The organism is Amycolatopsis sp. WQ 127309 (assembly GCF_023023025.1).
Lineage (GTDB): Bacteria > Actinomycetota > Actinomycetes > Mycobacteriales > Pseudonocardiaceae > Amycolatopsis.
The window spans coordinates 5,257,354-5,275,376 of sequence record NZ_CP095481.1 but is presented as its reverse complement, the minus strand read 5'-3'; the positions used below and the strand labels follow the sequence as shown (position 1 = coordinate 5,275,376).

At 72.9% G+C, this 18,023-nt stretch carries 17 protein-coding genes; 7 read left to right on the top strand and 10 right to left on the bottom strand.

Annotation, left to right across the window (positions count from 1 at the left end; all coding sequences use genetic code 11):
* Positions 1-6: 6 nt before the first annotated feature.
* Genes MUY22_RS24925 through MUY22_RS24895 form a run of 7 tightly spaced genes read left to right on the top strand, consistent with a single transcriptional unit; the run spans position 7 to position 7,103 of the window.
* Positions 7-639, top strand: coding sequence for a hypothetical protein (locus MUY22_RS24925; RefSeq protein WP_247063088.1), 633 nt, complete (start codon positions 7-9; stop codon positions 637-639).
* A 42-nt stretch (positions 640-681) separates the two neighbouring features.
* Positions 682-1,845, top strand: a complete 1,164-nt coding sequence (locus MUY22_RS24920; protein WP_247063086.1) for an OmpA family protein — start codon at positions 682-684, stop codon at positions 1,843-1,845.
* A gap of 26 nt (positions 1,846-1,871) precedes the next feature.
* A complete protein-coding gene (locus MUY22_RS24915; RefSeq protein WP_247063084.1) occupies positions 1,872-2,966 on the top strand; it encodes a TIR domain-containing protein in 1,095 nt (364 codons plus the stop codon).
* Complete coding sequence (locus tag MUY22_RS24910; protein ID WP_247063082.1) at positions 2,956-5,202, top strand: hypothetical protein; 2,247 nt, start codon at positions 2,956-2,958, stop codon at positions 5,200-5,202. Before MUY22_RS24915 ends, MUY22_RS24910 begins: the two co-directional genes overlap by 11 nt.
* A complete protein-coding gene (locus tag MUY22_RS24905; RefSeq protein WP_247063080.1) occupies positions 5,199-6,260 on the top strand; it encodes a hypothetical protein in 1,062 nt (353 codons plus the stop codon). The genes MUY22_RS24910 and MUY22_RS24905 overlap by 4 nt, the downstream gene beginning before the upstream one ends.
* 22 nt (positions 6,261-6,282) lie before the next feature.
* On the top strand, positions 6,283-6,783 hold the full coding sequence (locus MUY22_RS24900) for a hypothetical protein (RefSeq protein WP_247063079.1): 501 nt from the start codon (positions 6,283-6,285) through the stop codon (positions 6,781-6,783).
* A 47-nt stretch (positions 6,784-6,830) separates the two neighbouring features.
* Complete coding sequence (locus MUY22_RS24895) at positions 6,831-7,103, top strand: hypothetical protein (RefSeq protein WP_247063078.1); 273 nt, start codon at positions 6,831-6,833, stop codon at positions 7,101-7,103.
* 277 nt (positions 7,104-7,380) lie between these two features.
* Here MUY22_RS24895 and MUY22_RS24890 read toward each other — a convergent pair whose 3' ends face one another.
* From MUY22_RS24890 to MUY22_RS24845, 10 genes are read right to left on the bottom strand one after another with little or no spacing between them, the layout of a single operon-like run.
* A complete protein-coding gene (locus MUY22_RS24890; RefSeq protein ID WP_247063077.1) occupies positions 7,381-8,346 on the bottom strand; it encodes an ornithine cyclodeaminase family protein in 966 nt (321 codons plus the stop codon).
* Positions 8,343-9,053 (bottom strand): 2OG-Fe(II) oxygenase, encoded by a 711-nt coding sequence (locus tag MUY22_RS24885; RefSeq protein WP_247063075.1) that lies wholly within the window; start codon positions 9,051-9,053, stop codon positions 8,343-8,345. Before MUY22_RS24885 ends, MUY22_RS24890 begins: the two co-directional genes overlap by 4 nt.
* 25 nt (positions 9,054-9,078) lie before the next feature.
* Entirely contained in the window at positions 9,079-9,759 is a 681-nt protein-coding gene (locus MUY22_RS24880; protein WP_247063073.1) for a thioesterase II family protein, read from the bottom strand.
* 11 nt (positions 9,760-9,770) lie between these two features.
* On the bottom strand, positions 9,771-11,123 hold the full coding sequence (locus tag MUY22_RS24875; protein ID WP_247063071.1) for a class I adenylate-forming enzyme family protein: 1,353 nt from the start codon (positions 11,121-11,123) through the stop codon (positions 9,771-9,773).
* Positions 11,120-11,587, bottom strand: a complete 468-nt coding sequence (locus tag MUY22_RS24870) for a hypothetical protein (RefSeq protein WP_247063069.1) — start codon at positions 11,585-11,587, stop codon at positions 11,120-11,122. The genes MUY22_RS24875 and MUY22_RS24870 overlap by 4 nt, the downstream gene beginning before the upstream one ends.
* Positions 11,580-12,725 (bottom strand): beta-ketoacyl-[acyl-carrier-protein] synthase family protein, encoded by a 1,146-nt coding sequence (locus MUY22_RS24865; RefSeq protein WP_247063067.1) that lies wholly within the window; start codon positions 12,723-12,725, stop codon positions 11,580-11,582. Before MUY22_RS24865 ends, MUY22_RS24870 begins: the two co-directional genes overlap by 8 nt.
* Positions 12,719-13,951 carry a polyketide synthase gene (locus MUY22_RS24860; RefSeq protein WP_247063065.1) on the bottom strand — a complete coding sequence of 411 codons (1,233 nt, stop codon included), beginning with the start codon at positions 13,949-13,951 and terminating at the stop codon, positions 12,719-12,721. Before MUY22_RS24860 ends, MUY22_RS24865 begins: the two co-directional genes overlap by 7 nt.
* Positions 13,948-15,225 carry an MFS transporter gene (locus tag MUY22_RS24855; RefSeq protein ID WP_247063064.1) on the bottom strand — a complete coding sequence of 426 codons (1,278 nt, stop codon included), beginning with the start codon at positions 15,223-15,225 and terminating at the stop codon, positions 13,948-13,950. The genes MUY22_RS24860 and MUY22_RS24855 overlap by 4 nt, the downstream gene beginning before the upstream one ends.
* Positions 15,222-15,479 (bottom strand): acyl carrier protein, encoded by a 258-nt coding sequence (locus tag MUY22_RS24850; protein ID WP_247063063.1) that lies wholly within the window; start codon positions 15,477-15,479, stop codon positions 15,222-15,224. Before MUY22_RS24850 ends, MUY22_RS24855 begins: the two co-directional genes overlap by 4 nt.
* Entirely contained in the window at positions 15,476-18,013 is a 2,538-nt protein-coding gene (locus tag MUY22_RS24845) for a non-ribosomal peptide synthetase (protein ID WP_247063060.1), read from the bottom strand. Before MUY22_RS24845 ends, MUY22_RS24850 begins: the two co-directional genes overlap by 4 nt.
* Between the last annotated feature and the right edge of the window lie 10 nt (positions 18,014-18,023).

Genomic DNA, 18,023 nt, shown 5'->3' with positions numbered 1-18,023 from the left:
GAACGCATGCGATCCCGCCGGACGTCGACCGGGCCACTGGGCCGGTATCCGGACGTCACCCTGCGCACAGCCGGCAAGCCGGCACCCCCCGCGCCACTCCCGCCGACTCTGTGGCCCGCCGGACCGCCGCCCATGGCCCACGGCGTCGACTTCACCTTCGCCCGGTGCCATGGCCGGCACCCGGTCCGCTGGCGTTCGGGCCGCCCGGTCACGGTCAGGCCGGCCGAGTCGGCGGGGTGGACGCCGCCGGCCGATCTCGACGAGGTCGTGGCCGAGCTGAGCCTGCTGACCCGGATCGACCTGCAGCCGGCCGCCCCGCACCCACCTGTGGCGCGAGCCGTGGACGTGGCCTCGGGCAGCATCGTCGTCCGTCCCGCGGCCGCCGGCGAAGATTGCTGCGCGCTCAGCGCGGCGCACGGCGACGCGTACCTCGACCGCGGTCTCTGCGTGCTGACCCCTTACGCGACCGTCGCACACCTGCGCCACCAGCTGGGACACGCGCTGGGGCTCAGCCACGCCCTGCGGGCCCGTGCCGTGATGCATCCCAGCCCCGCTACCGAGTCGTTCGGGCCCGGGGACCGCCACGGTCTGGCGGCCCTCGGCCCCGGCGTCGCCCGGCCCGACATCCGAAAGCTGTGAGGAACCGTGTTCAGATCTCGTCTCCCCCGCATCCTGCTCTCCGTGGCGGTGGTGCTGCCTGCTCTCGTCGCGTGCGGCTCCGGTTCGGACGCCGTGGCACCCGTGGCCGCGCAGACCGGGCAGTGCCAGGCCGCGGGGCCGCTCGCCGTCGCGGCCGGCGGCCGCGCAGGCAGCCCTCAGCCGATCCTGCCGGAGCAGGTCGGTCGGATCGTCCAAGCCGCGGTCGCCACCGTCCCGGACCACACCGAGGGTCCCAAGGTCTCGGTGGTCAGCGTCGACGGGCGCCCAGAGGCCACCGCGACCGCCACGTTCTATTCCGACGCCAACAACACACCGAACCTGGACAACGACCGGGCGGGGTTCGTCCGCAAGTTCGCCACCGCGGTGTCGTCCGTGCGGGCCAAGGTCGCCGAAGCGGACGTGCTCGGCGCGCTCGCCGTCGCCGCTCGCGCGACCGGGGACGGCGCGGGCACGGTCGTGCTCGTCGACTCCGGTCTGCAGACCGTGGCACCGCTGGACTTCCGCCAGCCGGGTCTGCTCGACGCCGACCCCGGCGAGGTCGCGGGCGCACTCGGCGACGCGGTGCCGGACCTGCGGCACAAGACCGTTCTGCTCGCCGGGATCGGCGACACGGCGGCACCGCAGGAGCCTCTCGACACGGCCCGGCACAGCCAGCTGACCGAGCTGTACAAGGCGATCGCCAAGGCCGGGAAGGCCGACTGCGTCGCCGTGTTGCCCGAGCCCCACAACGGAGTGGCCCCGACCGGAGTGCCGCCGGTCGGCGCGGTCCCCGTCCCGCTGCCCGACAACCTCGACCTGGACCAGTCCGCCAAGCTCGTCCTGCCCGACGACGGCAAGGTCGGGTTCCAGCCGGACCGCGCGGAGTTCCGCGACGCCGCGGCGGCGGGTGAGGTGATCGCGCCGGTCGCCCGCTGGCTCGCCGCCCGGAGCAGCCGCGGCGTGCGGCTGACCGGGACGACCGCCCGCACCGGCGACCGGGAGGGCCAGACCGCGCTGGCCGACGCCCGGGCGAACGCGGTGGCCGGGCTCCTCGTCGAGCGAGGTGCCCGGCGTGAGCAGGTCGCCACCGTCGGCGTCGGCAGCTACTTCGACGGCTACGTACCCGACCACAACCCCGACGGCTCGCTGATCCCGGCGGCCGCCGCACGCAACCGGACCGTGATCGTCGAGGTGACGCACCGATGACCGGCCGCACCGGAACAGGAGAGGCCATGACAGACGACTCCGCGTACGAGTACGACTTCTGCCTGTCGTTCGCGGCCGAAGAGCGCGAATACGTCGAGGAGGTGGCCAGGTACCTCACCGCATCGGGTCTGCGCTTGTTCCTCGACTCCGAGGAGACCGCAAACCTGCTGGGCACCGATCTCTACACGCTGCTCGACGACGTCTACAACAACCGATCGCGGTACTGCGTCTTGTTCGCCTCCGAGGCCTTCTCGCGCCGGATGTGGACTCGGCACGAACGACGCTCGGCACAGGATCGGGCATTCCGGAGCGAAGCCGACTACATCCTGCCGGTCAGGTTCGACGACACGACGATCCCGGGGTTGCGCGCGACCACGGCGCACGTGGACGCCAGATTGACTTCGCCGGCGGCTTTGGCCACTGTCTTGGCGGCCAAGCTCGGCAGCGAATCCGGCCCCACGCCGGTCGACTCGTCGATCGTCGTCCTGGCGGGCGGATCACCGGCGGTTCTCAGCGAGGTGCTGGAGCAGGCGCTGGCCGAGTGCCGCGTGACCCTGCCCCCGGAGCAGCTTTCCCCGGGTGCTTCGCGGGTGGTCGCGGTGATCACGGATGCCGTACTGCCGGCCGCCGAAGTCGTGACGACGCTGGCCGGAGCGATCGAGCGGGCCGCGCGTGGCCGCCGTGCGGGCACGATCCGAATCGCCGTCCACCACGGGCAGATCCCGCCGGCCGGCCACCTGACCACCCTCGACGTCACCACCGCGATCGAGGCCGCGCAGTCCGCGGCCGTGACCGACGTCCTGGACCGCCTGCCGAACGCGGACTGCGCGATCATCGCCACGGAGCGGGTCCACACCAAGGTGATCCGCGACGGCCGCGGCGGCAGCAACCCGTCGCTGTACACCGTGGTGAAAACCGCGACCGGGGCGGCTTTGTACGTGCGAGTGCCCGGCTACCCGAGGCTGCCCGGACCGGAACCCACGCCGCGCGCGCCGTCGCCCTCCCCCGCGCCGCCTACGCCCACTTCCGTCCACCACGGCAACAAGTACGACTTCCACGGGACGACGACCGTCGGCCAGGCCGGTGACCGTTATTACGGAAGCACCGGTCATGGCGAATGAACCGCCTGAGGATCAGGAACCGGAACCGGACGGGGACACCCCCACCACGCCCACGCCCGCAGAGCCTTCGAAGGAAAGCTCCGCGGAAAGGGACAAGAAGACCGAAGAGAAGCCCGAAAAGGATGGTGACGGCAAGGAAGAACAGGACGAGGATGATCTTCGGGCCGCGCAGGGCAAGGCGGCCGACCCCGAGAGCGCGGAGTCGTGGGGCCGGTTCAGCGACCAGGTCGACACGGCTGTGCGGTCCCTGCTCGGCTGGGGCACCGGCGGTCTGGCCGGTTCGTTCGGCACCGCGAACTTCTTCCTGGGCGAAACCTCGGTCGGTCAGGTCGGCGACCGGCACGGAGCCACCGGCTACCTCGATGTCGACCTGCGGCTCCGCAGCGGGGAGGTGCCCGGGCCGGTGCTCGAACGCATCGAGCAGTCCTATGTGGAGCCGGAAGGCTACGCCGAATTGCGGTACCGCCTCGAACAGCGGCAGGTGCTCATCATCCAGGCCAAGAAGGGCACCGGGCGGACGACGACCGCGTTGCGGCTGCTGAACGAGACGTGCCGGGCCGGTGTCCGCAAGCTCGATCCGGACCGCCGGCTGAAGGACCTGACCGCCAAGGATCTCGAGCCCGCGTGCGGCTACCTCCTGGAGTCGCTGGATCCCCGGCAGGCCGCGGAGTTCCGGACGTTCCACGCCGAGCAGCTCGAGCAGGCGATGCGTGACCAGGGATGCATGCTGGTGGTCATCGTCGACGAGTCCGTCCGGTTGCTCGAAAGCGAAATCGGCGACTTCGTGGTGACAGGCTTCGGCCGGATCCGGCCGAAGCCCCTGCTGGAACGCTACCTCGCGTGGGAACTGGCCGGCTCCACGACGGCCGACCGCGAGCTGCTGACCAGGCCCGACGTCCGGGAGATCGTCGAGCAGCTCGGGGAGGAGCTCCCGCCGCGGGAACTGGCCCGGTTGGGCCGGCTGCTGATCGACGTAGCGAACAACCGCCTCGACCTCGCCTACGTCCGCGACCGGTATTCCCAGGCCAGTTCGGCAGACTTCTCCCGGTGGTTCGACGCGCTGCAGGACAGCGACCAGCGCGCGTTCGTGATCGCGCTGGCCGTTTTCAACGACGAATCCGTCCAGACGGTGGCCACGGCCGCGAGGATGCTCGCGGACCGATTCCGGCGGCTCGAAGCTCCGCGCCGTGAGGATCGCGCCCGGCGGGTCTTCGCCACGCAGCTCTCCGAGCGCGTCGAGTCGGCGAGGGCGGAGTTCACCGACAGCACGCAGGACACGAACCACGGACAGGTCCAGGTCAGGAAGCTCCGGTTCCGGGACGACCGGTTCCCCGTTCGCGTCCTGGACTGGTTGCGGCTGCAGTACACCGACGCCCTCGACGTCGTCCTGGACTGGCTGTTCGACCTAGGCGGGGAGGACGAGCACGAGGTCCGTGCCCGGGTCGGCGTCGCGGTCGGGGCGTTGAGCCAGTACGACTTCACCTACGTCTTCAACCGGATGATCCTGCGCTGGGCCGGTTCCGGCAACGCGGAGGAGCGGCGGGCGGCGGTCGCGGCGCTCCGCGTGCCGGGACAGCTCCCGGAGCTCGAGCACGTGGTGTCGAGAGTGCTCAAGGAGTGGGCCGAGCGCGGAACGCCGGCGCTGCGCGCGACCGCCGCAGAGGCTTTGGGCAGCATGACGTCGATCAGCACGCGGCAAGCGCTGAAGCTGATGCGCAAGGCCGCTCAGCCGACCACCGCCTATTCCGTCGGCGTGGGGCTGAACGACCTCTTCCTGCGCTCCGATCCCGGTCAGGTCCTCGACGCGCTCGTCCGCTGGTCCGATGACGGCCGGCCGCCCGACCGGCGCGACACCGCCCTGCTGACGGTGCTGATCATCTCCCGTTACGTGGTCCGGGTGGAGACCAGCTCGGAGCGCTGGCCGGTCTTGCTGTGGCTGGCCGAGCAGGACGACGCCCGGCGGACGCAGATCCTGGTGCTGTTCTCGCGGATGCTGCAGACCGCCGATCTGCAGCGCTACGCGAACCAGATGATCAAGGACTGGGTGCAGAAATCCGGCAGGGACCGCACGATCGCCGAACCGCTGGCCCGCCTGCTCCACGACATCGGCCGGTACTCGGGCGATCGCGCCGGCATCCGCTACGACCTCGAGCACTGGGCCGGCGCCCGCCAGAGCACGACCGCCGCCGCCCGGACCGTGCTCCGGCTTTTCGATGAGGAAGAGGAGAAACCATGACAGCTCAGTCAGCGTCCCCGGACGATTCCGCACCCGAGACCCCGGCTCCGGGTGGCTCCGCTGCACCCGAAACGCCCTCCGTGCCGATCGTCCGCACGGTGGCGGTCAGCCGCACCTCCCTCCGCAAGGACAACCCGGCGACCTCCGGCCATTCGGCGGTCGTCTACGTGACGAAGAGCGGCGAGTACCGCCTCGGCACCGGCCGGCTCACCATGGGCGAGCTGTGGCTGGCCACTCCGCGCGAGATGTTCCTGGTCGACATCCAACCGCGTTACGAGACCTATGCGATGGAACTGCCTTCCCAGGAGGAGGCGTTCTACTTCGCCGCGAGCGTCCGGGTGACGTGGCACGTCCACGACCCGATTGCCGCGGTGAAGGCGCAGAAGGTCGAGCCGTACGCGATCATCCGCGACATTCTCGAACGGCGGCTGCGTGACGTCACCCGCGACTTCGAAGTCGAGCAGAGCGCGAGCGCCGAGCGAAAGATCGAGCACCTCTTCGGCCACCAGGTGATCCGGATCTCCGACGTCGTCGACGTCACCAGCTGCTCGGCGGTGCTGGCGCTCGAAGAGAGCACCCGCGAGCACATCGCGAAGCGGACCCAGCGGATCCGCGACCGGGAGACGGAGCTGGGAGCACAGGAGCTGCGGGTACTGCACGCCGAGCACGAGCGAACCTTGGAGAACATGAAGGAAAAGCACGACCTCGAACTCAAGCAGGAGCGCCTGCGGTTCTACGCGGAGGTGCTCCGCGAAGGTGACATCAACGTCCTCGCGCTCCGGCTGGCCGGCAACAAGGAGGACATCCAGGATGTGCTGGAGCTGTGGAAGGACCAGAAGCAGCTCGACTACGACCGTTCACTGACGGTGCTGAACACGCTGCTGGAGGCCCGGCTGGTGACCCGGCGGGATGTCGCGGGCCTGCTGGCCGACGCCAACGACACGCTCGTCGGCAAGCCCGGCGTCCCGGAGCCGCCCAAACCCGTGACGGCGAAGTCCAGCCGTGCCGACCTGGACGACGAAGACGACGAGGACGAGGACGATGGCGGCAAGGCTTGAGGTACTGAGTCCGGTTTCGGACGTGCCGGTGCTCGGTGACCTGGTCGGGCTGCTGGACGACGCGGCCACCCAGTTCGGCTTCCCGTTCTGGTTCCGGACGTTCGCGGAGCTGGTCGTCGCCGTGGTGCTGACGTTCATCCTGCTGCGGGTGCTCACCGCCAAGCTGTTCCCGTGGCTGGGCGGCGCGCTGGCGTACCCGTTGACGCAGCTCACGCGTGCGCTGCTGGTCCTGTTGCTGCTTCCCGACCTCGGCGCCAGCCGGCTCGCACGCCGGTTCGGCCGCACGCCGCCTGAAATCGTGTACGGCTACGGCTCCGGTGTGGTGGCCGTTGTCGAGGGAGTCGATGATCTGTTCAAGCGAGCACTTCCCAAGCTTTCGCTGACCCGGACGATCCGGCCGTGGCTGCTCGCTGTCCTGCTGGTCATTGGATTCCTGCTCTGGAACAACCAGGACTGTGCGTCGGGCACCGCGCCGCAGTGCGCGAGCCCGGTGCAGGTGTGGCTGGCTTCGTTCGACCAGTGACCACATCGGCCGCTGGAAACCGAGTGCCGGAATGACAAGGGAGTGAGATGTTCGGTACGTCGAAGGAACAAAAGAACCTGGAGGCCCTGCTCGATCGTTTGGCCCGTTCCTACCTGCGTGGTGCGGTCATGGGCACTCCGGAAGGGCGGCGCACGCTCTGCGCCGAGATCGGCCAGGCGGCGACAGCCGCGCAGAACAACGGAAAGCACAAGGTGATCGCCGAAGTGCGCGCCTACCGGCCAGCGTTCCTCGGGGCGTTGCCCCTGCCCCACCAGCGCGAATTCGAAGAACTGCGGTCGGCCGCGCTGAAACTTCCTTGAGAGGACCGGTCTTCCGCGGCAGGTCGGCTGCCGCGGCTGCCCGGGCTCGGCTGATGCCAAAATGCGGGAGCCGGGGTGACACCATCCCGTGAGCCGGTCGATGAGTCCAGCACGTGGTCCTCCGCCGGATCTTCGTAGTCCCGCGCAGGCCCCGCCTTGGTCCGGATCTCCAAGCGGGCCGCCGAGCAGGCGCGGAGGACGTCCGCCCGGTCCGAGTGTGGCTCATGCGCACGCCGTAGTGCGCGGCCTTTCGCGGCCGTGGCGCTGCGCCGGGCGCTCAGTACTCGACGCGGGTGCCTGCTCCCGTTTCCTCCGCTCGGGCGTACACGAACCTGGCCGCCGCTAGGTCCTGGATGGCCAGGCCCACCGACTCGAACACCGTGATCTCCTCCTCCGACTCGCGGCCAGGTGCCCGGCCCAGCAGGACGTCGCCCAGGGGTGTCAGATCCACCGCCGCTCCCTCGCGGGCCGCGAATACGTAGTCGCCTGCCTCGTGCGTTGCCGACTCCGCGGAATCCACGAAGACCCGGGACGACGCCATCGTCGCGGTGTCCAGTTCGCGTGTGTGGGGGACGCAGGAGCCGATCGCGTTCACGTGGGTGCCCGGGCGCAACCACGAGTGCCGCAGCAGGGGCTTGACCGCGTTCGTTGCCGTGATCACGATGTCCGCTGACCGGACGGCGTCTTCCGGGGAGGAGGCGACGACCACCGGTAGGTCCAGGTCCGCCGACAGGGCAGCGCACACGGCTCGCGCGTCCGAGCGGGTCACGACCTGGACCCGGCGCAGGGGACGCACCGCCGCCAGGGTGCGGATGTGGGCCGCTCCCTGGACGCCCAGGCCGAAGATCGTCACGTCCGTCGCGTCCGGGTTGGCCAGGGTCTCCGTGGCCACCGCCGTTGTCGCCGGGGTGCGCAGTTCCGTCAGGACCGAGGCGTTCAGCAGCGCGAGGGCCTCTCCTGTGTCGCCGCTGAACAGCACCATCGCGCCCTGGTGGGCGTCCAGGCCGCGGGCCGTGTTGCCCTCGAACAGGCAGACGATCTTGACGCCGTAGCCGTCCGTGCCGGTGTACGCCGGCATCATCGCCAGCAGGCCCGCGGCGCCCTCCGGGGCGACTACCGGCCGCAGTGGCTGGTGCGCGTCGCCGCGGGAGAGGGCCTTGAGGGCCTCGCGCATCGGGGCGAGGCCCTCCTTCGGCGGGAACGACGCGCGGACGTCGGCCCCGGAGAGCACCAGCAGGGTCATCGGGCGCCGGCGCCGAACAGCTGCTCGTCCAGCCCCTCCGGGCGGACGGCTTCGGGGATCGAGCGGGTGTAGTAGTTCATCGTGACGACCGCGCGCAGGGTGTCGTCGGTCCGCAGCGGCTGGACGTAGTGCGGGTGGAAGCGCGCGTCGAAGAAGAACAGCTGGCCGCGGCGCGGGTAGATGACGGCCGCGTCCGCGTCCACTTCGGACACGTCGCGGGCGTGGCGGTTGCGGGAGACGACCAGGCCGCCGCCGGTCTCCTCGGTGCAGTCGGTCAGGTACAGCAGGCCTTCCACCGGGTTGCTGTCCACGTGGCACGGGTAGCGCATGGTGATGCCGCGCTGCACGTTGAGGCTCAGCGCGCGGTTGGCCGTGCTCGTCAGTTCGAGGGGCTCGTCGGCGAGGCGCTCCCCCAGCTGCCGGAACCAGCCCGTGTACAGCTCGTTCACCCACGGCGCCTGCTCGACGAGCACCGCGCCGTCGACGGACTCCAGCGGGATGACGGCGTCGGCGGTCTCGCGCGCGGTGGTCATCGTCGGGCGGAAGCTGCGGCGGGCCGCCTGCCGGCGCGCGACGTCCAGCAGCTCGTCGATCCAGCCGGCGGGCAGCGCGCTGCCGACGTCGTAGATGTGCCAGTGGAACGGCAGGTCCCGCGGCGGGGTCCAGCCTGCGAACAGGCCGGCGGTGTGGTCGATCGTGGCCGACATGGGTTTCTCCTTCGGTCAATCGTCCTCAGTGGACGCTCACGTGCGCCCGCAGCAGCGCGGCCACCTCGGCCGGCCGCTGGAACGGGAAGTGGTGGCCGCCGGGGAAGGCGGCCGTGCGGAACCGCGCGGCGGTGTAGCGGGCCCATTCGCCCACCGCGGCCGCCGGGGCGGACGGGTCGTCGGCGCCGTGCCAGGCCAGCAGGTCGACCGGCAGCGGCTCGCCCGGCTCCGGCCGGTACTCCGCCACCAGGCGCAGGTCCGCGCGCAGGGTCGGCACGAACAGCGCGCGCATCGGCGAGTGCCGCGCGCCGGGCTCGACGAACCCGGCGGCGGCGAGCGCGTCGAGGAACTCGTCGTCGTCCGCGATCGCGACGAGCCGGGCGAACGCGCCGGCCGAGCTCAGGTGCGGCGGCCGGGCGCCGGCGACGACGACGAACTCGGGGCGCGGCAAGGCATCCGTGACGCAGGCGAGGCGGGCCATCTCGTAGGCGATCAGGCCCCCCATGCTGTGCCCGGCCAGCGCGTACCGGCCGTCGCGCGGGATGCGCTCGGCGAGCCGGGCGGCCGTCTCGACGAGGGTCTCCACCGGGGTGTCGCGGCCGCGCAGGGTGAGCGGGCGGACCGTGACGTCCGGGGCCAGCGCCTCGACCCACGGGCGGAAGGCCCGGGCCGAGCCGCCGGCGCCCGGCACGCAGAGCAGTTCCACGGGTCCCTCCCCTACTTGTGCAGGCTGCCGGCCGTGACCGGGTGCACGGTCAGCTCGCCGGGCCGCTCGTTGGGCGTCAGCAACGGGTACAGCGTCCGCCGGACGTCCTTTTCGGACAGTTCGCGGGTCTCGTCGACGTAGAGCGCGAGAGCCAGCGCGCCGGCGTGCTCGTCGGCGGGCGGTGTGACGATCGCGCGCAAGACGCCGTCCAGCGACTCCGCCGCCTTGCGGACCGAGGACAGCGAGACCTTGTCGCCGCGCACGATCGCGAAGTCGGAGATCCGCCCGGTCAGCCACAGGTAGCCGTCGTCGTCGAGGCGGCCGACGTCGCCGGTGGCGATGGTGTCCGCCGCGACGAGCTTGCCGCGCGACACCCCGCCTTCGACGCCGACCTTGGCCCGGTACACCGTGTCGGCCGTGACCAGCACCTCCTGCTCGGCCGGGCCGCGGCCCGCGTCGCGCAGGCCCAGCCGGACGCCGTCGATCGGCGTCCCGGCCGAGGCGTACCGGGCCGGCGGCTCGCGGTGCGCGGCCAGCGTCGACACCCGCGGCCCGGCCTCGGTGAGCCCGTAGGTCAGGTACAGCTCCAGGTCCGGGTTCGCGGCCAGGAGCCGGCCGGTGCGGGCCGGGTCGAGCGCGTGGCCGCCGACGCCGAGCGCGCGCAGGCCGCGGGGCAGCCGGCCGCCGTCGGCCTGCAGGTCGGCGACGAGCAGCGGGGTCAGCGCGGACACGGTGACGTCGTGGTCGCGGACGACGTCGCGGTAGCCGGCCGGGGTGAACGGTGGCCCGGTGACGACCAGCGACGCGCCCGTGACGAGCCCGGCCAGCACCTGCGCGACGAGCGCGTAGGAGTAGTGCATCGGCAGCGTGACCAGCATCCGGTCGGCCGGTCCCAGCCCGATGCTGCGGGCGTGCCGCTCGGCGTTGCGCCGCAGCGCCGTGATGTCGTGCAGGCAGCCGGTGGCCATCCCGGACGTGCCGGAGGTCAGCAGGATCGCCTGGCCCGGCCGGTGGGTCCGGACCGGCCCGTCGTCCAGGCGGGTGACGGTCACCTGGTCGGTCTCGGTGCCCGGGCGGACGAGGGCCGTGGCGCCGAGCCGCCGGGCGGTCGCGCGCAGCCGGGACGCCGGGGTCGACGCCGCGAGCAGCGTCGGCACCAGGCCGGCGAGGACGAGCGCGAAGAACACCCGGATCAGCCGGGTGCCGTTGGGCAGCGCGACCAGCACGACGGAGCCGGGGGCGAACCCGGCCGCGGTGAACCGGTCCGCGAGCTCGCCCACCCCGGCGCAGGCGCCGGTGGCGCCCGGCCAGGTCGTGCGGGCGAGCAGGTCTTCGACCTCGCGCGCCGTGACGCCGGTGTTCACGCCGCCTCCAGGAGTTCGCAGGTGCCGCGGTGGGTGCCCGACCGGTCGACCTCGTGCGTCACGAGCAGCACGGCGGGCGCCGCGCCGGTCAGCCACCGGCCCGCGAGCACCCGCGCGACGGGCACGCCGTCGACCGGCGGCATCGTGAGCAGCAGGCTCGGCCCGTGCAGGCCGAACTGCAGGCAGCTCAGGCCGATGAGGGTGCCCGGGCTGGCCGCGACGAACCGCAGCGGCGAGACCACCTGCTTGACGACTTCGGCGGCGACGCGGCGCAGCGTGTCGCCGGTGGCGTACTCGCTCACGCCGAGGACGCCGACGGGCTCGTGCTCGCCGGGCCAGTCCCGCAGGACCTGGCCGACGAGGTCGCACACCAGCCAGGCGGCCGGGTCGGCGTAGCGGACCCGCGCCCCCGGTGGCCGGGGCGCGTCCGGGGCGCGGGTCCCGGTGGCGATCGGCTCAGGCATCGGCGTCGTCCCCCCGTTCGAACAGCACGCAGGTGTTGAACCCGCCGAACCCGAGGGTCAGGCTGATCCCGAAGTCGCCCTCGACCGCGTGCGGGACGTCCCGGGCGACCGGCAGCCGCAGCTCCGGCATCGGCCGGGTCAGGCCGAGGACCGGCGGGACGGTCCGGTCGCGCAGGGCCAGCAGCAGCGTGATGGCCTCGACGACGCCGGTCGCGCCCAGCGAGTGCCCCAGCGCGCCCTTCGTCGCGAACACCACCGGCGGCCGCGGCAGGTCGCCGAACAGCCCGGACAGGCAGGTGGCCTCGGCCTCGTCGTTCAAGACCGTCGCGGTGCCGTGGGCGTTGACCACGGCGACGTCGGCCAGGCTCAGCCCGGCGGCTTCGACGGACCGGCGGACGGCCCGCGCGGCGGCCTCGCCGTCGGGTTTCGGCGCGGTCATGCCGGCCGCGTCGTTGGTGGAACCCCAGCCGCGCAGGAACCCGAGCGGGCGGGCGCCGCGGCGCCGCGCGGACTCCAGCCGTTCGAGGACGACGCAGCCCGCGCCGTCGCCGGGCAGCATCCCGGACCGGTCGGCGTCGAACGCGCGGTGCGTCGAGGGGGACAGCGTGCCGAGCAGCGAATGCCCGAGCCGCTTGCCCTTGGTCAGCAGGTCGACGCCCCCGGCGACGACGACGTCGGCGTACCCGGCCGCCAGCAGCTCGCCCGCGACGGCGATCGCGTCGGACCCCGACGAGCACGCCGTGGACAGCGACACCGGCGGCCGGCTCAGCCCCAGCCGCTTGCCGGCCTCGGCGACCCAGTCGTGCAGCGAGCCGGGGTCCGCGTCGTCGATGTGCGGCCCCAGGCTGGTGCCCAGGACCAGCACCGGGTCGGCGGCCTCGGCACGCAGCCCGGCGTCGCGCAACGCGGCTTCGGCCGTGGCCGTGGCGAGCTCGACGTGCCGCTCCCGCGGGCTCCCCGGCGCCGGCCCGCCCGGCAGCAGGCCGGCGACGAAGCTGCGCAGCACGTTCGCGCCGGGCACCACCCGCAGGCCGGACCGCCCGGCGAGCAGGCCGGTCCACACCTCGTCCAGACCGGCGCCGAGCGAGGTGTGCCAGGCGGCCCCGGTGACGCAGAGCGCCCGGTCCGACGTCAGCACGGGACCTGCTCGACGACCGCGAACGCGTTGGTGCCCCCGATCCCGGCCGACATGACCCCGGCCCGGCGCGGCCCGGCGGTCGCCCAGTCCCGGCCCTCGGGCAGGATCGAGAACCGGTCGCCGCCCGCGGTCAGCTCCTCGATCGCCTCGGTGGTGTTCGGGGTGGCGGGCAGGAACCCGTGCTCCACGGCGAACGCCGTCTTGATCAGCGCGGCCAGCCCGGCGGCGGTGTCGGTGTGCCCGATGCTGGCCTTGACCGACCCGACGGCCAGGGGCTGCCCGGCGGACCCGAGCGCCTCGGTCAGCGCGGTGGCCTCGATCTGGTCGTTGACCGGGATGCCGACGCCGTGCGCCTCGACGTACCCGAGGTCCGCGCCGGTCACCCCGGCGCCCGCCAGGGCCTGGTCGACGACGCGGATCTTGCCTTCGACGCCGGGGATCGTGAAGCCGGCCTTCTGCTTGCCGTCGTTGTCGACGGCGGTCGAGCGGATCACGGCGTGGATCGGGTCGCCGTCGGCCAGCGCGTCCTCGAGCCGGCGCAGCAGCACCGCGCCGACGCCGTCGCCGGGGACGGTGCCGGTGGACGCACGGTCGAACGGCCGGCAGACGCCTTCGCTCGAGTAGATGCCGTTCGGGGTGTACCCGTAGGTGCCGTCGGTGTCCATCACGGCGACGCCGCCCGCGAAGGCGTAGTCGCTGGCGCCCAGGCGCAGGCTCTGGCAGGCCAGGTGCACCACGACGAGCCCGGTCGCGCACGAGGCGTCCACCATGATGCTTTCGGCGCGCAGGTCGTGGAAGTAGGAGAAGTGCGGGCCCGCGAACGTGGCGTCGCGGTCCACAGTGGACTCGAAGCTGCCGCGCTCGACGTGCTTGGTGCGCGCCACCCCGGCGTAGACGGCGGTCGCGTCGCCGATGTCCGAGAGCCGCACGCCGGCGTCCTCGGCCGCGGCCCACATCGCCTCGTAGAGCATGCCGTGCTGCGGGTCGCGCTCGGCCGTCTCGCTCGTGTAGCCGACCAGGCCGGCGTCGTAGAGGTCGCGGTCGGGGATGAAGCCCCACGCGGCGATGTCGCGCGGGCCGTCCCCCGGCGGCACGGGCGCGCCGCGGGTGAAGCGGTCGCGCCCGGCGCGCAGGTTGTTCCAGAACTGCGTGGCGCTCGCGGCCCCGGCGTAGCGGCAGCCCACCCCGACGATCGCGATCGCGTCGGATCCCTGTGTCCGGCTCATGCGGCGCTCTCCATTTCGTCGACGGTCTCGGGCGCGGGTTCCGCCTGCTCCGCGGGCAGCGTCCGGCGCAGGCTCAGCACCAGCAGCGTCGCGACGGCGCTGAGCACGATCATCACGACGACGAACACGGCCCCGGTCCCGAACGACAGCAGCGCGCCGGCCAGCGCCGGGCCGATCACGGCGCTGGTGGACAGCGTGATCGAGAACAGGGCGTTCGCCCGGCCGCGCAGGTCTTCGCTGACCGCGTTGTTCAGCAACGTCGTCAGCAGCGGGACGACCAGGGACTCGCCGATGGACAGCAGGATCACCGCGACCGTGGCCAGCACCAGCGCCGTCGTGCCGTCGTGGCGCCCGGCCAGCAGCACGAACACCCAGCAGGCCGCGAACATCACGCCGCTGGCGCCGACCAGCAGGGTCCGGGAGAACCGTTCGAGGTGCGGCATCACGGCGAACTGCACGACCGCGCAGAGGATGATGTTGACGGCGAAGGCGAACGACAGCCCGCTCGCGGTGATGGCGCCGGTCTGGGTCAGGTAACCCGGGAGGCCGGCGCGGAACTGGCCGAAGGACACCAGCGCGGACAGCAGCAGCACGGCCAGCAGGGCCAGCAGGCTCGGCGAGCGCAGAACGGCCCGGTAGGTGCCGCGGACGGCGCCGGCCAGCTTCCGCTCGGCCTGGTGGGCCCGGTTCGGCAGCACCTTCACGGTCGCGACGGCCATCACGAAGAACGTCGCCGCGTCGATGGCGTACATCAGGAAGTACCGGCCGACCGGGCTGAGGAACGCCAGCGCGGCGAACACCCCGCCGAGGATCACGCCGATCCCCATCGCGACGTTCAGCACGCCGTAGTCCGCCGAGTACGCGGTTTCGCGCTGGTCGGTGCTCGTGGTCGCGCCGTAGGCCGCGCGCACGGCGGTGCCGACGCCGCTGATGCCGAAGCCGAACACCACCGCGGCGGCGACGGCGACCCAGGCCTGCCCGGCGAAGGCGAACAGGAGCGTGCCGACACCGGCGTTGACGTTGGCCAGCGGGACGACGACGTTGTAGGGCAGCCGGTCGAGCAGCGCGCCGTAGGCCAGGCCGCCGAACACCGCGGCGAACGCCTGGATGGCGAGGGTCGCGGCGGGCACCCAGGTGGGCAGGTGCCGGACCTCGGTGAGGTAGATCCAGAGGAACGGCATCACCATGCCCGCGCCGAGCGCGCTGATCCCGTTGGTGGCGATCAGCCAGCGCGCGGCGCGCGGCAACGCGGCGATCCGGCTCAGCCCCTTCATGCCGCGTTCGCCTCCAGCCGGGCGGCCAGCGCGGCGACCAGCGTCGACACGGTCTGGTGGTCGAAGAGCATCCGGACGGGCAGCCGGGTGCCGACCTCGCGGCCGAGCGCCGCCATGACCCGCGTCGCGCCCAGCGAGTTGCCGCCGACCGAGAAGTAGAAGTCGTCGTCGGTGAACCGGTCGTGGCCCAGCACGCGGACCCAGGTCCGGCGGACCAGGTCGGTGAGGTCGGGCTGCGGGTGCGGTGTGGTCACGGCTGGGCTTCCTTCTCTTGGGACTTCTCGGCGAGGTGGGCGGCGAGACGGCGCGGAGTGGGGTGGCCGTAGAGGTCACGGATGCCGACCTTCAGGCCGGCGTCCCGCAGCGCGGCCAGGGTCTTCGCGGCGAGCAGGGAGTTGCCGCCGGAGTCGAAGAAGTGGTCGTCGGGGCCGATCGCGGCCCCGAGCACCGCGCGCCACGCGCGCAGCACGACGTCTCCGTCGCCGGCTTCGGCCGGCGCCGCGGCCGGGGTGCTGCCGAGGACGGGGGCGGGCAGCGCCGCTTCGTCGAGCTTTCCGTTGACCGTCAAGGGAAGGGCGGGCACGGCGGTGAACGTCGAGGGCACCATGTACTCGGGCAGCAGGGCCGCCGCCCGGGTCCGCAGGCCGGCCGGGGTGCCGCCGGTGAGGACGACGTAGGCGTCGAGGCGGGCTTCGGCCGTGCCCGGGGCGGCGAGCACGACCGCGGCCGCGACGACGCCGGCCTCGGCCAGCAGGACCTTGCGGATCTCGTCCAGCTCGATCCGGTAGCCGCGCAGCTTGACCTGGCTGTCGAGCCGGCCGAGGTGCTCCAGGCGCCCGTCCGGCAGCAGGCGGCCGAGGTCGCCGCTGAGGTAACGCCGACGTCCGCCGTCCGTGACGAACCGTTCGGCCGTCAGGTCGTCCCGGCCCAGGTAGCCGTGGGCCAGCCCGGCGCCGCCGACGGCGATCTCACCCGGCACGCCCGGGGGCAACGGCCGGTGGCGCGCGTCGACGACCTCGATCGCCCAGCCGGGGATGGCGTGCCCGACCGAGCGCGACCCGGCCCGCGCGGCCGCGCGGGTGACGGTCTGCGCGGTGACGTGCACCGTGGTTTCGGTGATGCCGAACATGTTCACCAGCCGGCAGCGCGTCTCCGGGTACCGGTCGAACCACGGCAACAGCGCGAAGGCGTCGAGGGGCTCGCCGCCGAAGACGACCAGCCGCAGCGGGAGGTCGTCGAAGTGCCGCAGCTGCGTCTCGGTCACCTGCGCGAAGCTCGACGGCGTCTGGTTGAGGACGGTGACGCGCTCGTCCCGCAGCAGGGCCGCGAACTCGTCCGACGAGCGGCGCGTCCACTCGGGCACGACGACCAGGCGGCCGCCGGTGAGCAGGCAGCCCCAGATCTCCCAGACGGAGAAGTCGAACGCCACGGAGTGGAACCACGTCCAGACGTCCGCGCCGCCCAGCCCGAACCCGGGCGCGGTGCCCGTGACCAGGTCCACGACGTTGCGGTGCGGGACGACGACGCCCTTGGGCCGCCCGGTCGAGCCGGAGGTGTAGATGACGTAGGCCGGGTCGTCGGGCCCGGCCAAGCCGGCCGGCACTTCGCCGTCGGCGGGCAGGTACGCCGTGGTCACCGCGGGCCGGCCCGGCAGGCGTGCGGCCGACGTCTCGCCGGTGACGACCAGCGCGAGCCCGGCGTCGTCGGCGATGTAGGCCAGCCGGCCGTCGGGGTAGGCCGGGTCGAGCGGGACGTACACCGCGCCCGCCCGGAGCACGCCGAGCAGCAGCGCGACCAGGTCGGCGCCGCGCTCGTGCACGATCCCGACGCGGTCGCCGGGCCGGATCCCGCGGTCCCGCAGCCCGGCGGCGAACCGCCCGGCCCGCTCGGCCAGTTCCGCGTAGCCGAACCGGCCGTCCTCGCCGGACACGGCGGGCGCGTCACCGCGGCGCGCGACCTGCTCGGCGAAGACGTCCGTGATCGTGCGTGGGCTTCCGATGGTCACCGGCGGCGGCGTAGCGACGGCGTCGAAGGCGATGTCGGCGAGCGGCCGGTCCTGGTCGCCGCCGCGCAGCTCCGCGAGCACGGCGGTGAGCTGCCGCCCGAGCTGCGCGGCGGCCCACGGCGCGACGGCGTCCGCGGCGAACCAGGCCGTCGCGCGCCCGCCGGTGACCTCGACGGTCAGCGGGTACGGCGTGCCCGGCACCGAACGGATCCGGTGCGGCACCGGCGTTTCCTCGACTGCGACGCCGACGGCGGGTACGACACGCGTGGACCCGGCCGGTGAGGTGGCCGCGTGCTTGCGGAACACCGCCACCGGCTGGTCCTCGTCGACGGTGATGAGCGTGGCGCCGCCGGGCACGCCGATGGCCAGGGTCACGGCACGCGCGTAGCGGCTGAACACGAGGCCGAGCGCGGCGATCACGTCGTCGGCACCGGCCGGTCCCAGGTCCACAGTGGACGGCTTCGACGACCCGGCCAGGTGCGTCAGCGGATCCCGGACGGCCGCGACGTCCGGCAGTGCGCTCGCGAGCTGCGGTTCGACAGCGGGCGTGGTCACGACCAGTTCGCGCACGCCGTCCACATAGGACAGTACGACGAACCGGGGCCTGCCGGCGATCCCGCGGCGCAGCTCCCGCTCGCGCCACCGGTCCGCGTCGGCCGAGGCCAGGGGGACGCGCTGGAACCACACGCTCGCGCCCGCTTCGGTGGCTTGGACGCGGACGGCTTCGTCGCCGAGCCCGGCCGGCAGCCGGTACAGACCGGCGGACGCGAGGATGTTCGACACAGCTCCTCCT